This is a genomic window from Vibrio sp. S12_S33 (assembly GCF_963889785.1).
Lineage (GTDB): Bacteria > Pseudomonadota > Gammaproteobacteria > Enterobacterales > Vibrionaceae > Vibrio > Vibrio aestuarianus.
The window spans coordinates 14801-31254 of record NZ_CAWPQZ010000034.1 but is presented as its reverse complement, the minus strand read 5'-3'; the positions used below and the strand labels follow the sequence as shown (position 1 = coordinate 31254).

Annotated in this window: 1 protein-coding gene; it reads left to right on the top strand. The window is 48.0% G+C overall.

Annotation, left to right across the window (positions count from 1 at the left end):
- Positions 1-16374: an MARTX multifunctional-autoprocessing repeats-in-toxin holotoxin RtxA gene (rtxA, locus tag AACW06_RS14355; protein WP_192075590.1), complete on the top strand. Its 16374-nt coding sequence runs from the start codon at positions 1-3 to the stop codon at positions 16372-16374.
- Positions 16375-16454: the final 80 nt, after the last annotated feature.

The following is a 16454-nucleotide window of genomic DNA, read 5'->3' as shown; positions in this document are numbered from 1 at the left end:
ATGGGAAAACCATTTTGGAGAAGTGTTGAATACTTCTTTACAGGAAACTACACTGCCGATGATGGCAACAACAAAATTGAGGCTATCGGTTTGGGTGGAGTAATCCATGCCTATGGTGGTGATGATCATGTCACTGTCGGATCGATTGGCGCCAAGGTTTATACCGGCAGTGGTAACGATACGGTCGTAGGGGGGGCTGCATATCTAAAAGTGGAAGACACAACTGGACACCTTTCTGTAAAAGGTGCAGCCGGGTATGCAGACATTAATAAAAGTGGCGATGGCAATATGTCATTCGCCGGTGCCGCTGGTGGTGTATCGATTGACCACCTAGGTAATCATGGTGACATCAGTTATGGCGGCGCAGCGGCTTATAATGGCATTACCCGCAAAGGTTTGAGCGGCAACATCACCTTTAAAGGCGTAGGCGGTTACAACAGCCTTTACTCCGAAGTTTTACACGGTGACATCCATTTCTCCGGTGGCGGTGCTTATAATACTATTACACGTGAAGGCAGTGGTAGTAGCATTGATGCTAAAAGTATCGAATATGCGAAAGCGGAAGACATTGTTCTCACCGCGGCGCAGATGCACGGTTTGTCGATTGATAACGGCAACAAGTTCCATGCGGTTACCGCTGTAAAGTCAGAGCGAGAGCGAAATACTTATCTGTTTGCTATCGCAGATGGTACGTACACCAAAATCAACAAAGTTCGTCTCTATAACGATTCAGAAACGGGCAAACTCAAATATTACACTGAAGCTTGGTTCAAGCACGGTAATCATTTAACTGATCTGGCTCGGGTAATCGTATCCTATTCAAAAGGCTTTAAAGCCAACCCGATCAAGGGGGGTTATGCTCTTTCTAATATCGAAGTTGAGCATCAGCAGGCAGTCACGATTCAAGCTGTTCAAAAAGACCTCACTGAGAATAAATGGGTTACTTATGACGAAGGTGCGGGTATTGATGCGAAAGATGTTACTTTATTAGATGCAAAAATGGGTGGTTACGCAATAAGCGAAGGCTTAATTGATGTAACGGCCGTTAAATCAAATGTGCTACCCAATACATATATATTTGCCAAAGCCTTTGGGCGCTATACTAAAATAGTGACAGTTGAACTTAGGAATGATGAGAAAACAGGGAGCTTACAGTATCGTGCTCAAGCTTCTTACAGGTTTGATGAGTTTGGAAAACAAGCTCCAGACCTAGCTAATGAGTACCTAAATTCTTCGAGCGAGTATAACCAAATAGGTGTTGGCGCCTATTCATTGAGTGATCTTCGTTATAATGTGAAAACAGTAAGAAGCACCAGACACACCGTGGCCGATATCAACGAGGACGAGTACACCGCTCAAAACTTGTATAAACCAGCTACCGATAGCGGTGAAAGCTCTGGTGATGTGCGTTTCAATGGTGCGGGTGGCGGCAACGTCATTAAGTCCAATGTGACTCGCGGCAATGTCTACTTTAATGGTGGCGGTATCGCTAACGTCATCCTCCACAGTTCGCAATTTGGTAGTACCGAGTTCAACGGTGGTGGCGCAGCAAACGTGATTGTCAAAAGTGGCGAGGAAGGGGATCTAACCTTCCGCGGTGCGGGTTTGGCGAATGTGTTGGTTCACCAAAGTAAGCAAGGCAAGATGGATGTTTACGCGGGTGGTGCGCTAAACGTATTGGTTCGTATTGGCGATGGTCAATACCTTGCGCATTTGCTGGCTTTAGGCAATATTTCTGTGCACAAAGGCAATGGTAACAGCCGTGTCGTCATGTTCGGTGGTTACAACACCCATACCCAAATTGGTACTGGCAACGGCTTGTGGTTGGCGGCGGGCGGCTTCAACGTGATGACGCAAGTGGGTAAAGGTGATGTGGCATCGGTACTGGCTGGCGGCGCGAACGTGCTAACTAAAATGGGTGACGGCGATCTAACCGCTGGTATGTTGGGCGGCGCAAACGTGATTACCCACATCAGCGGCGATAACGAAACCTCGAACACCACAGCGGTAGCCTTAGGCGGTGCCAACATTCTCACCAAAAAAGGCAAAGGGAATGCCCTTGCTGTGATGGGCGGTGGCGCAAACGTGCTGACACATGTGGGTGATGGCACAACAACAGGCGTAATGGTCGGCGGTGCGAACATCCTCACCAAAGTGGGTAACGGTGACACAACAGGCATTATGCTTGGTGTTGGTAACGTACTAACGCATGTTGGTGATGGTCAAACTCTTGGCGTGATGGGTGCCGCGGGTAACATCTTCACCAAAGTGGGTGATGGAACCTCTATTGCGGTCATGATTGGTGCCGGCAACATCTTTACCCATGTGGGCGAAGGGAATGCTTGGGCGCTGATGGGCGGTTTGGGTAACGTCTTTACCAAAGTCGGCAACGGTGATGCGCTAGCTTTAATGGTGGCAGAAGCCAACGTCTTCACTCACATTGGTGATGGCATGTCGGTCGCACTGATGTTAGCCAAAGGTAACGTTGCGACAAAAGTAGGTAATGGAACCACACTGGCTGCAATGGTTGGTAACGCCAATATCTTCACTCACGTAGGCAGTGGCAGCACGTTTGCTGCAATGATCGGTCAAGCCAACATCATGACCAAAGTGGGCAATGACCTCACCGCGGCTCTGATGGTCGGTAAAGCCAACATCTACACCCATGTCGGTGATGGAACCAGCCTAGGAATATTCGCAGGCGAAGTGAACGTGATGACTAAGGTCGGTAACGGCACAACCTTGGCGGCGATGTTCGGTAAAGCCAACATCATGACGCATGTCGGCGATGGTCTAACGGGCGTGTTAGCACTGGGCGAAGCCAATATTGTCACCAAAGTGGGTGATGATTTCATGGGTGTTGTGGCGGCAGCAAAAGCCAACGTCGTGACTCATGTTGGTGATGCAACAACCGCGGCTGTGTTGGCTGGTAAAGGCAATATCCTAACCAAAGTGGGCGAAGGCACCACGGTAGGGTTGTTGATTTCCGATATCGGCAACGTGATGACTCATGTCGGAGATGGCACGACCATTGGTATTGCCAAGGGCAAGGCAAATATCATTACCAAAGTCGGTGATGGTTTGGGCGTCAATGTCGCTTGGGGGCAAGCAAACGTGTTTACCCAAGTGGGCGACGGTGATCGCTATAACTTTGCCAAAGGTGAAGCCAACGTCATCACCAAAGTGGGGGATGGCCAAGAAGTCTCCGTGGTGCAAGGTAAAGCCAACATCATTACTCATGTGGGCAATGGCGACGACTACACCGGAGCTTGGGGTAAAGCGAACGTCATTACTAAAGTGGGTAATGGCCGTAACGTGGTACTGGCAAAAGGTGAAGCCAATATCGTGACCCAAATAGGTGATGGTGACAGCTTTAACGCTCTTTGGAGCAAAGGCAACATTGTCACCAAAGTGGGTAATGGTATGCAGGTGACGGCAGCAAAAGGCAAAGCCAATATCACCACCACCGTCGGTGATGGCTTGAGCGTGACAGCCGCCTATGGTGACGCCAACATCAATACCAAAATCGGTGATGGTGTATCCGTTAACGTTGCTTGGGGCAAATATAACATCAACACCAAAGTGGGTGATGGCCTGAATGTTGCCGTGATGAAAGGCAAAGCTAACGCCAATATTCATATTGGTGATGGCCTAGGCATTAATGCTTCTTACGCACAAAATAACGTCGCAATCAAAATCGGCAACGGTGATTTCTACAGCTTGGCCGTTGCGTCAAGCAACACCAGTAGCAACAAGCTCTCGGCACTGTTTGATAATATCAAGCAAACCGTACTTGGTGTCGGTGGTAGCCAAGCGATCAACTACTTGGTTCAAGGTGATGAAGCATCGTCATCCGGTACGCAAAAAGGCCGTGGTGTGATTGCAACACCTGAAATCACTAAGTTGGATGGCTTCCAAATGGATGCCATTGAAGAAGTGGGCTCGGACTTGGGTGATAGCCTAACTAGCAGCATAACCAAGGTGGATACACCTGATCTCAGCAACGTAGAAGATGCACTCAATGTTGATTTACCTTCAGAGCCTACTGAAATTCCAAATCTCATTGTCAATGGTGACTTTGAACAAGGTAACTACGGTTGGCTAGCAACGCATGGGATCGAAGCTTCTTTGGCGGGAAGTGAATACGGGGTGGAAGGTGAAGGTCATGGCCTACGAGTTGCTGAACTGGCCACGAATACCAACACAATTCTCTACCAGTATTTGGATGACCTAGCAGAAGGCGAAGTTATCGCTTTGTGCTTTGATTTCTCGGCATATCCTGATCTTCTAGATAGTGATGGTATTAAAGTTATCTGGAACGGTGAAGTGGTCTTTTCATCGTCTGGTGATGAATCTGGTTGGCAGCAAAAACACTTAAAACTTACCGCCCGTAATGGCAGTAACCGAATCGAATTCCACGGTACAGGCGCACAGGACCACCGAGGGTATATTATAGATAACGTGGTGGCGAAATCACTAACATCACCACAAACTATGGCGGTGAATGAGTTCGCATCGCAAGATCAAGCTTCGCAGAATGCCCTATCAGATAAAGAGCGCGCAGAAGCGGATCGCCAACGTCTTGAACAAGAAAAGCAGAAACAGCTCGATGCTGTCGCGGGTTCACAAAGTCAGTTGGAGTCGACCGACCAACAAGCCTTAGAAAATAACGGTCAAGCTCAACGTGATGCGGTGAAAGAAGAATCGGAAGCCGTGACCGCCGAGTTGACAAAACTGGCGCAAGGTCTCGATGTGCTTGATGGCCAAGCAACGCATACTGGTGAGTCAGGCGACCAATGGCGCAACGATTTTGCCGGTGGTCTGCTCGATGGCGTTCAACGCCAGCTCGACGACGCCAAGCAGATCGCCAATGACAAGATTGCTGCAGCGAAGCAGACGCAGTCTGACAATAACAGCAAAGTCAAAGAGTCCGTTGCGAAGTCTGAAGCGGGTGTCGCAAAAGGTGAGCAGAATCGAGTGGGAGCAGAGCAAGACATTGCTGATGCTAAAGCCGATGCAGAAACGCGCAATGCCGATGCTGTGGCGAAAAGCAACGATGCGAAACAGGCCGAATCTGATGCACACAGCGCAGCAAACGACGCACAATCGCGTGGTGATCGCGATGCGATGAACGCCGAAAATAAAGCCAACCAAGCGCAGAATGATGCGAAAGGTACGAAGCAAAACAAAGGCGACCGCCCTGACCGGGAAGGAGCGGCTGGCAGCGGCCTTTCGGGTAAGGCTCATAGCGTGGAAGGCGCTGGCGAAACGGGCAGTCATGTAAACACAAACAATTCTACAAGTGCCGATGGCCGATTTAGTGAAGGTTTGAGCGAACAAGAACTAGAAGCCCTAGAAGATGCAATGAATGCGGTTGATCGTTTGCAAATTAACGCAGGAATTCGCGGAAAGAACCGTGGTAACACGGTCACCTCGATGTTCACCGAAACAAACGTTGACAGCATTGTGGTGCCAACCACAGTCTCTCAGGATGTGGCTCGAAAAGAGCTCCGCATTTCAGGAGTGAACTTAGAAGCGTTAGGTGACATTTCCCAAGAACTTGCAGAATCGTTGGTGGCTGCACGTGCAGAAAAAGTGGCGAATCTTTATCGATGGCTAGACAGTGATAACGAAGTGGCGACAGATAAATATGTTCCTGTCCCTGGTTTTGAACGTGTCGACGTTGATATGTCAGATGAAACTAAGCAGCGCATGATTCAATTTGTTGGCGGCTACATCGAAAACACTGACAACCAAGTACCAAAAGATCAAGTGCAAGCATTAGCCACTTTGTTTGTTGAAGCGACGCTCCATTATGACTGGGACAAGCGCGTCGAATTTCTCACCAAGCTTGAGAGCTATGGTTATAGTTTTGAAGCACCAAACGGTGAGAAAAGCATTGTTTCGTTCTGGTCTGGTAGAAACTTTAAGGAATACCGACACGTACTCGACAATGCCCAGGCTGATGGCAAAAAGGTAGTGTACGACATTGATGTTAAGGGTAATGCGTTTGCAATCGAGCTGAACAAGCAATTAATGCGTTGGGGTGGCATGTTCCTTGACCCAGATAACGCTGAGCAAAATCAATTGAAATCGTCAATTGATGCAGCAACGTTCAGCAATACGGGTTTCTGGAGTTCAGTCTATGCTACGGGCGCACAAAATGATGTTTATGTCATCGCGGAAGGTGGCATGCGTCTTGGTAACTATTTTTGGAATGTTGAGCTTCCTGCGTTGCGTCAATTGCAACACGAAGGATTAGTGGGCGAAATCCGACTGTTGGATAAACCAGTCTCAGCATACAAAGATATGCCTGCAGAAGAGATTGGGCACAGACTCACCGATGCAGGTGTTGCCGTTAAAGTACGCTTTGATGCGTTGAGTCACGAGAGACAAGCTGAGCTTTTGGCCGACAATCCAGATGGTTACGAAGCCGATACGCTGGTTGAACTGGATGTGAAGCTAAGCGCGATCGATAGCATGTTGCGTGAATCTCTACCATTCTATTCACTTCGTACTGAGCGCAACCTCTTAGTGCAAGAAGGCGAAGAAGGTTTTGAAGTTCGCTCGTGGCCGGGAACCGATGGAAAGAGCAAGACCATTCTGCTTGATAACCCAGAAGATGCAGCTCAACAAAAATCCATTGAGCGCTTTATCTTGGCAAACTTTGACAACTTCGAGCAGATGCCAGATGAGCTTCTCTTAGTGGATAACAAGGTGCTCTCGCATCACGATGGCCGCACGCGAATTTTAGCGCAAAAAGAAGACGGTGCTTGGACGTACAATGCCAATGTAGAACTGATGTCTGTGACTGAGCTGCTCGATGCTGCTCATGTAAGCGGTAAAGTTCGCGGTGAAAGTTACCAACAAGTGATCGACGCTCTGGCTGAGTATCATGTGAGTACGGCGGAACACGCAGACTATGAACTGACATCTGTGGAAAAACTGCTCAACCTACGCAAACAGATTGAAGGTTATGTACTCGGACATCCGGATTCTGGCCGTGTGGAAGCAATGAACTCATTGTTAAATCAGGTGAATTCCCGTCTGGAAGCCGTCTCTGTTCTTGCGGTATCTGAGCAAAGCATCAAAGCTCACGATAGCTTTAGCCGTCTGTATGACCAGCTTGATAACGCCAACTTGAAAAAGAGTAAACATCTGTATCTGGATGGAAACGGCGATTTCGTCACTAAGGGCAAAGGAAATCTTGCCAGTATCGATCAGCTAGGCGGCAGCGAAGCTGTTCTAGAAAAAGTGAAATCGGCAGTGAGTAATGAGTATGGTCAAGCCGTTGCTGATACGATCTTCGCAGGGCTCTCTGCAAACGATCTGGCAAAAGATGGTAAAGGCATTGACATCGCAGGTTTAAACAAAGTGCACAAAGCGCTTGAAGATCACTTGTCGCCAGTGAGCGCAACCATGTACATCTGGAAGCCGAGTGATCACAGTACGTTAGGTCATGCAGCACTACAGATTGGCCAAGGTCGAACACAGCTAGAAGGTCAAGCCGCAACTGACTTCAACAAACAGAATTACGTGAGTTGGTGGCCACTAGGTCGCAAGTCATCCAATATCCGCAATATCTTCAATGTGGCGACAAGAAATCAGCCTGATCTTAAGCTTCGTAGGAGCGATTTCAGTCAGCCCGCTCATCAAAATGATGCGCTTGAGCGCGACATGGTATCAGAAGAAAACGATGGCTTTGGTTTGTACGATGGTGAGACAAAACTGAAACGCTTTATCGAAGAACTCAATGCTGCTAAAGGTATTGATGCCTCATACAAAGACATTTCTGGAGGTTACGCGAGTGTGCTACTGTGCAACCCAAAAATGCTTGAATCGACAGGTATTCCAGCGAATGTTTTCCAACCATATGTTGACCAGTGGAATGACATAAGTTACGACATGATGGATGTGGCAAATCGTTTTGCTGAAGAGCTACAAAAACAAGCTCAAGTGAGTGGCGATCCTGACCTTTTGGAACAACGAATCGGCAATGTGGTTCGTCAGTTTGCAGAAAGTGCACTGGAAGATATCTACGACTTTAAGGCCAGCCAAGCAGATGAAGGCCGAGTGTTCCGCATTAACCTAGAAGGGTTGGATGTGGCGGCGATGCAAGCTGAATGGAACCGTCTAAGCAACGATCCGGATGCTCGCTATCAGTTGTTGACCAAAAACTGCTCAAGTACAGTCGCAAAAGTGTTGAAAGCGGGTGGGGCTGACAAACTTATCGGCCATGCATGGCGACCTAAGTTTGGTGTTTGGACACCGACAGAGTTATTCAACTTTGGTCAGGCACTGCAAGAAGCTCAGCTTGAAATTGCCGCGAAGAAGCAAAGTCATCAAGTGAGTGATGTCCTTGATACCTTGTCAGGCAACGAGAAGCAGAAAGAAAACGTGGCGATTGAAAATGATGGTACACCGCCGCGCGACAAAGAATCTCTTAGCCCGTTGACTCGATTCCTCAATAATGAGTTGTATGGTGAGAAAGAGGCTCGTCGTAAGATTGACGATATCACGCAAACGCTGCTTGACTATGCGGTAGAAAAAGGTGAATCGCAGAAAGTTACCCTGAAAGGGGAAGCGGGCCGTCTAACGGGGTATTACCATCAGGGTGCTGCGTCAGACGAAGGTGAAACGAGCGCAACAAGCGGCAAAGTCGTGTTGTTCCTGCATGGTTCTAATTCTTCTGCTGAAGAGCAAGCGAGCACGATTCGCAGCCACTACCAGAAACAAGGTATCGACATGCTGGCGGTAAACCTGCGTGGCTATGGTGAAAGCGACGGCGGGCCAAGCGAAAAAGGCTTGTATCAAGATGCTCGCACCATGTTCAACTATCTAGTGAATGATAAGGGTATTGACCCAAGCAACATCATCATTCACGGCTACTCAATGGGTGGTCCAATTGCTGCAGATTTAGCCCGTTATGCCGCACAAAATGGCCAAGCCGTTTCTGGCTTATTACTTGACCGCCCTATGCCAAGTATGACCAAAGCGATGACCGCTCATGAAGTGGCGAATCCTGCGGGCATTGTGGGTACTATCTCGAAAGCGGTTAACGGTCAATTTTCGGTGGAGAAGAACCTAAAAGGCTTGCCAAAAGAGACACCAATTCTGCTGCTCACAGACAACGAAGGCTTGGGTGAAGAAGGTGAGAAGCTACGAGCCAAACTTGTGATTTCTGGCTACAACGTTACGGGTGAACAAACCTTCTATGGTCACAAAGCAAGTAACCGTCTAATGAGTCAATACGCGGATCAAATTGTCTCGGGTCTGTTCAATGCTGCGCAAGTAGCTGTGGAAGCGGGCGAAGTTCTTAAAGGATTAAAGAGCGACTTTAAACGCTTTGGTGACGCACTGAAACCAGATACTAGCGTACCGGGTAAATCGAAAGACATTCGTACCACCCAAGATTTCCTAAATGGTTACAAAAACGACCATGCGAAGGCGATTGTTGACGGCTTCCGTTCAGATATGAGCATCAAGCAACTGGTGGATCTGTTTGTTAAAGGCAACTGGAGTGCAGAGCAAAAAGGGGCGCTTGCTTGGGAAATTGACAGTCGTGCACTGAAAGTGACGTTCCAGGACAACTCTGAGAAGTACAACCGACTGTTCCGTGAAATTGCCTCTGCTGGCGTAGTGGATGCGAAAGCGACGGAACAACTTGCGCCACAGTTAATGCTGTTGAACCTATCGAATGATGGTTATGGTGGGCGTTGTGATCCACTTTCTAAACTCATTCTGGTCGCTAAACAGCTGGAAAACGATGGGCAAGTTGGTGTTGCAAGACAACTGCTGGAGAAGATGTACTCAGCGGCAGCAGTACTGAGCAATCCAACGCGTTATTCAGATAGTGAAAAAGTCAACGCAAGCAAATTGCTTGGCAGCTTGGCGGCTATTCATACGAAGAACCCTATGTATGATACGTCGATGAAAGTGTGGCATGAAAAGCTAGAAGAGAAACAGGCACTGACTGTGAACGGTGTGGTTGAGAAGATCACTGATGTTTCGGCTAATGGTAAACCGGTGTTGTTAGAACTGGATGCACCTGAGCATGCGATGGCTGCTTGGGCAAAAGGTTCAGGTGACGAGCGAGTTTACGGCTTCTATGATCCAAATGCTGGCATCGTTGAATTTTCGTCAGCAGAGAAGTTTGGCGCCTACCTAACGCGTTTCTTCAGCAAATCCGATCTGGACATGGCTAAAAAGTACAAGCTGAATAAAAATGAAGCAGGTGAAGCGATCTTCAACCGCGTGGTGGTGATGGACGGCAATACGCTAGCGGGCTATAAGCCAACACTTGGCGATAAGACCACTATGCAGGGTATCCTTGATTTACCTGTGTTTGACGCAACACCGATTCAAAAGCCGGAAGTGAGCGATGTTCCTGAGGGCGAAGTTCTTAAAGGAGTAAATAGCGACTTTAAACGCTTTGGTGACGCACTGAAACCAGATACTAGCGTACCGGGTAAATCGAAAGACATTCGTACCACCCAAGATTTCCTAAATGGTTACAAAAACGACCATGCGAAGGCGATTGTTGACGGCTTCCGTTCAGATATGAGCATCAAGCAACTGGTGGATCTGTTTGTTAAAGGCAACTGGAGTGCAGAGCAAAAAGGTGCGCTTGCTTGGGAAATTGAAAGTCGTGCACTGAAAGTGACGTTCCAGGACAACTCTGAGAAGTACAACCGACTGTTCCGTGAAATTGCCTCTGCTGGCGTAGTGGATGCGAAAGCGACGGAACAACTTGCGCCACAGTTAATGCTGTTGAACCTATCGAATGATGGTTATGGTGGGCGTTGTGATCCACTTTCTAAACTCATTCTGGTCGCTAAACAGCTGGAAAACGATGGGCAAGTTGGTGTTGCAAGACAACTGCTGGAGAAGATGTACTCAGCGGCAGCAGTACTGAGCAATCCAACGCGTTATTCAGATAGTGAAAAAGTCAACGCAAGCAAATTGCTTGGCAGCTTGGCGGCTATTCATACGAAGAACCCTATGTATGATACGTCGATGAAAGTGTGGCATGAAAAGCTAGAAGAGAAACAGGCACTGACTGTGAACGGTGTGGTTGAGAAGATCACTGATGTTTCGGCTAATGGTAAACCGGTGTTGTTAGAACTGGATGCACCTGAGCATGCGATGGCTGCTTGGGCAAAAGGTTCAGGTGACGAGCGAGTTTACGGCTTCTATGATCCAAATGCTGGCATCGTTGAATTTTCGTCAGCAGAGAAGTTTGGCGCCTACCTAACGCGTTTCTTCAGCAAATCCGATCTGGACATGGCTAAAAAGTACAAGCTGAATAAAAATGAAGCAGGTGAAGCGATCTTCAACCGCGTGGTGGTGATGGACGGCAATACGCTAGCGGGCTATAAGCCAACACTTGGCGATAAGACCACTATGCAGGGTATCCTTGATTTACCTGTGTTTGACGCAACGCCGATTCAAAAGCCTGCGGGTGGAGTCGCGAACGATCTCGAAGCATTGGGTGATGAAACCAAGGTCGTGGTTGATTTATCGCAAATCTTTACAGCGCAAGAGCTGAAAGAAAGAGCAAAAGTTGTTGCTAAACCGATTGGCGCATCCTACCAAGGTATTCTCGATCAACTCGACCTTGTTCATCAGGTTAAAGGCCGTGATCAAATCGTAGCGAGCTTTGAGCTTAACAAGAAGATTAATGCCTACATCGCTGAACACCCGACTTCGGGGCGTAATCAAGCGCTAACGCAGTTGAAAGAGCAGGTCACCAGCGCGTTGTTTATCGGTAAGATGCAAGTTGCCCAAGCGGGTATTGATGTCATCGCACAAACAAGACCAGAGCTTGCCGCTCGTATCTTTATGGTCGCGATTGAAGAAGCCAACGGTAAACACGCAGGTTTGACAGATATGATGGTTCGTTGGGCCAATGAAGACCCATACTTGGCGCCGAAGCATGGTTACAAAGGCGAAACATCAAGTGACCTTGGCTTTGATGCAAAGTACCACGTAGATCTTGGTGAGCATTACGCAGATTTCAAACAGTGGCTAGAAACGTCTCAGTCGAATGGGTTGTTGAGTAAAGCAACGTTGGATGGATCCACTAAAACGGTTCATCTTGGCTATAGCTATCAAGAACTTCAGGATTTGACGGGTGTTGAATCGGTGCAAATGGCGTTCTACTTCTTGAAAGAAGCGGCGAAGAAAGCGGATCCGATTTCCGGTGATTCAACTGAAATGATATTGCTGAAGAAATTCGCTGATCAAAGCTATCTGTCTCAACTTGATTCCGACCGAATGGATCAAATTGAAGGCATCTACCGCAGTAGTCATGAGACGGACGTTGACGCTTGGGATCGTCGTTACTCAGGTAAAGGCTACGATGAGCTGACGAATAAGCTTGCTAGTGCAACGGGTGTTGACGAGCAGCTTTCGGTTCTTTTGGAAGATCGTAAAGGCCTCTTGATTGGTGAAGTACATGGCAGCGACGTCAATGGCCTGCGCTTTATTAATGAACAGATGGATGCACTGAAAAAACAGGGAGTTACTGTCATAGGCCTTGAGCATTTACGTTCAGACCTTGCGCAGCCGTTGATTGATCGCTACCTAGCTACGGGTGTGATGTCGACTGAGCTAAGCGCAATGCTGAAAACCAAGCATCTCGATGTCACTCTGTTCGAAAATGCTCGAGCTAACGGTATGCGCATTGTCGCGCTGGATGCAAACAGCTCTGCACGTCCAAACGTTCATGGAACAGAACACGGTCTGATGTACCGTGCTGGTGCTGCGAACAACATTGCGGTGGAAGTATTACAAAATCTGCCTGATGGCGAAAAGTTCGTTGCCATCTATGGTAAAGCGCATTTGCAGTCTCACAAAGGTATTGAAGGGTTCGTTCCAGGTATCACACACCGTCTCGATCTTCCTGCACTTAAAGTCAGTGATTCGAACCAGTTCACAGTGGCACAAGACGATGTGAGTCTACGAGTTGTCTACGATGATGTTGCTAACAAACCGAAGATCACGTTTAAGGACAGTTTGAGTGGTGCAAATACCGCTCTTCACAACCAAAATGTGAATGACTGGGAGAGTGTTGTTGTGACTCCAAATGCGGGCGGTGGCGAAACCCGCTTTGACGGCCAAATCATCGTGCAAATGGAAAACGATGCTGTCGTTGCAAAAGCGGCTGCGAAACTTGCAGGTAAGCACCCAGAAAGCAGTGTAGTGGTGCAGCTCGATTCAGACGGCAACTACCGCGTGGTGTATGGCGATCCGTCTAAACTGGATGGAAAGCTACGTTGGCAGTTAGTAGGTCATGGTAGTCGTCGTTCAGAAAACAGCAATACTCGCTTAAGCGGCTACAGTGCCGATAAGCTTGCAGTGAAACTGGCAAAATTCCAGCAGACATTTAGCCAAATGGAAAATGTTAGCATCAAGCCAGATCATATCAGTGTGGTGGGTTGTTCTTTGGTAAGTCATGACATGCTGAAAGGCTTTGGTCATCAATTTATCACTGCTATGGATAGCAATGGTCTTCGTGTGGATGTCTCTGCTCGAAATGCACTTATTCGCATAACTGAAATGGGGCGCAAACTATCTTTGGATGGTAGAGGTGGCTGGGTTCACAAAGCGGTAAATAGTAAAGTTTCGCTGAGCTGGAATGAGCAGGGACAAGTTATTTCCCGAGATGAACGCATTCGTAATGGTGTCGCTGAAGGGGATATCAATCTTTCTCGTGTTGGTGTCAGCGACGTTGACGAGCCAGCTCGTGGTGCAATCGGTGACAACAAAGATGTGTTTGATGCGCCAGAAAAACGCAAAGCGGAGACAGAGATCTCATCTTCTTCTGCAAACAACAAACTCAGCTACTCAGGTAACATTCAAGTCAACGCGGGTGATGGTGAGTTTACGGTAGTGAACTGGGGTACATCGAATGTGGGCATCAAAGTCGGCACGGGTGGCTTTAAGTCGTTGGCCTTTGGTGACAATAACGTCATGGTTCACATCGGCAATGGTGAGAGCAAGCACAGCTTCGATATTGGTGGTTATCAGGCACTAGAAGGTGCGCAAATGTTCATGGGTAATCGCAATGTGAGCTTCAACAAAGGTCGAAGCAATGATCTGATTGTGATGATGGATAAGTCAATTCCGACTCCGCCATTGGTCAACCCGTTTGACGGTGCCGCTCGTATTTCGGGTGTGCTACAAAGCATTGCCACTTCGGGTGAGGGCAAAGATTGGCTCGCGGCTCAAGAACAGCAATGGACATTGTCTGGCGCGAAGAAGTTCGTCAAAGATATGTCTGGTTTGGATCAGAGCAGCAGTGTTGATTACACCAGCTTGGTTGAACTGGACTCGCAGAATGAGCGCAGTAGCCGTGGCTTGAAGCACGATGCGGAAGCTGCTCTGAACAAGCAGTACAATCAATGGCTAAGCGGCAACGGTAATAATGACACCAGCAAGCTCAGCCGTGCAGATAAGCTGCGTCAAGCCAATGAGAAGCTTGCGTTTAACTTTGCCGTGGGTGGTCAAGGTGCGGATATCCAAGTGACGACAGGTAACTGGAACTTCATGTTTGGTGACAACATCCAGTCTATTTTGGATACCAACCTAGGTTCATTGTTTGGCCTCATGACACAACAGTTCTCTGCCACGGGTCAGGCCAAAACGACCTTCACCTACACGCCAGAAGATTTGCCTCGTCAGCTTAAGAATAAGCTATTAGGTCAGTTAGCTGGTGTGGGTGCAGAGACCACGCTGGCGGATATTTTTGGCGTGGATTACACCGCGTCAGGTCACATTGTTTCGCGTAATGGTGAAGCTGTTGATGGCGTGGCGATTCTCAAAGAGATGTTGGAGGTCATTGGTGAGTTCAGTGGTGACCAACTGCAAGCCTTTGTTGATCCTACCAAGCTAGTAAATAGCCTAGAGGCGGGTATCAACATGGGGGCGGATGGCATTAAGTCTTTTGCTGAAACTCATGGACTGAAAGAGAAAGCGCCAGAAGAGGAAGAGAGCAAGCCTTCGGTTTCTCTCAATGGTGAGACCTTGAACAGTACGCAAGGTGCGACTGTGGCTGATGGCAGCACTGAAACAACAGAAACACCAGATCGTGCCTTCGGCTTTAACTCACTTAACCTGCCTAACTTGTTTGCCACTATTTTTAGTCAAGACAAGCAGAAAGAGATGAAATCGCTGGTGGCAAATCTTAAAGAGAATCTCACCGCTGATCTGCTGAACATGAAGGAGAAAACATTTGATTTCCTTCGTAACAGTGGCCATCTCCAAGGTGATGGTGACATCAACCTCTCCCTAGGAAACTACAACTTCAACTGGGGTGGTGATGGTAAAGATCTCGGTGCGTATCTAGGAGACAACAACAACTTCTGGGGTGGACGAGGCGATGATGTGTTCTACGCAACAGGCACGTCAAACATCTTCACGGGCGGCGAAGGCAATGACATGGGCGTTCTGATGGGACGTGAAAACATGATGTTTGGTGGTGATGGCAACGACACGGCAGTGGTTGCAGGACGCATTAACCATGTCTTCCTTGGTGCCGGTGATGACCAGTCGTTTGTCTTTGGTGAAGGTGGGGAAATTGACACTGGTGCAGGCCGCGACTACGTGGTCACGTCTGGCAACTTCAACCGTGTGGATACGGGTGACGATCAAGACTACTCCGTGACGATTGGCAACAACAACCAAGTAGAGCTAGGCGCTGGCGATGACTTTGCCAATGTCTTCGGTAACTACAACCGTATCAATGCAAGCGCTGGCAACGATGTTGTGAAGCTAATGGGCTATCACGCTGTGTTGAATGGCGGTGAGGGCGAGGATCATCTTATCGCAGCGGCCATCTCTAAGTTCAGTCAATTCAACGGTGGCGAAGGGCGCGATCTGATGGTGTTGGGTGGTTATCAAAATACGTTCAAAGGTGGCACAGATGTGGACAGTTTTGTCGTAAGTGGCGATGTTATCGACAACCTTGTGGAAGACATTCGTAGCGAAGACAACATTGTTTTCAATGGTGTCGATTGGCAGAAACTATGGTTTGAACGCAGTGGTTATGACCTGAAGCTGTCGATTCTACGTGACCTTGAGGGCGATACTGATCAGGCGAACTTTGAACATATCGGCTCAGTAACTTTTAGTGATTACTTTAATGGTAATCGAGCACAAGTTGTGATTACGATGGGTGAGAAAGATACTGAAGGTGAGCGAGAGTGCACAGTTCTGTCTGATAACGCGATTGATGTGTTAGTTCAAGCCATGAGTGGCTTTGAGCCTCAGGCTGGTGATAATGGCTTTATCGATAACCTCGGTAGTAAATCTCGTGTCGCAGTGACAACAGCGTGGTCTGATGTGTCTCAAGTAAAAAGCGTTATAGCGTAACTAGTCGTATTTAATTTAAAACAATAATATGAGCCGTCTTCTTTTTTGAAGACGGCTTTTTAATTTGAAGCTAAATGTTT

Excerpts from the sequence above, each read along its gene's own strand:
- rtxA (WP_192075590.1), top strand. The coding sequence starts at position 1 with ATGGGAAAACCATTTTGGAGAAGTGTTGAATACTTCTTTACAGGAAAC.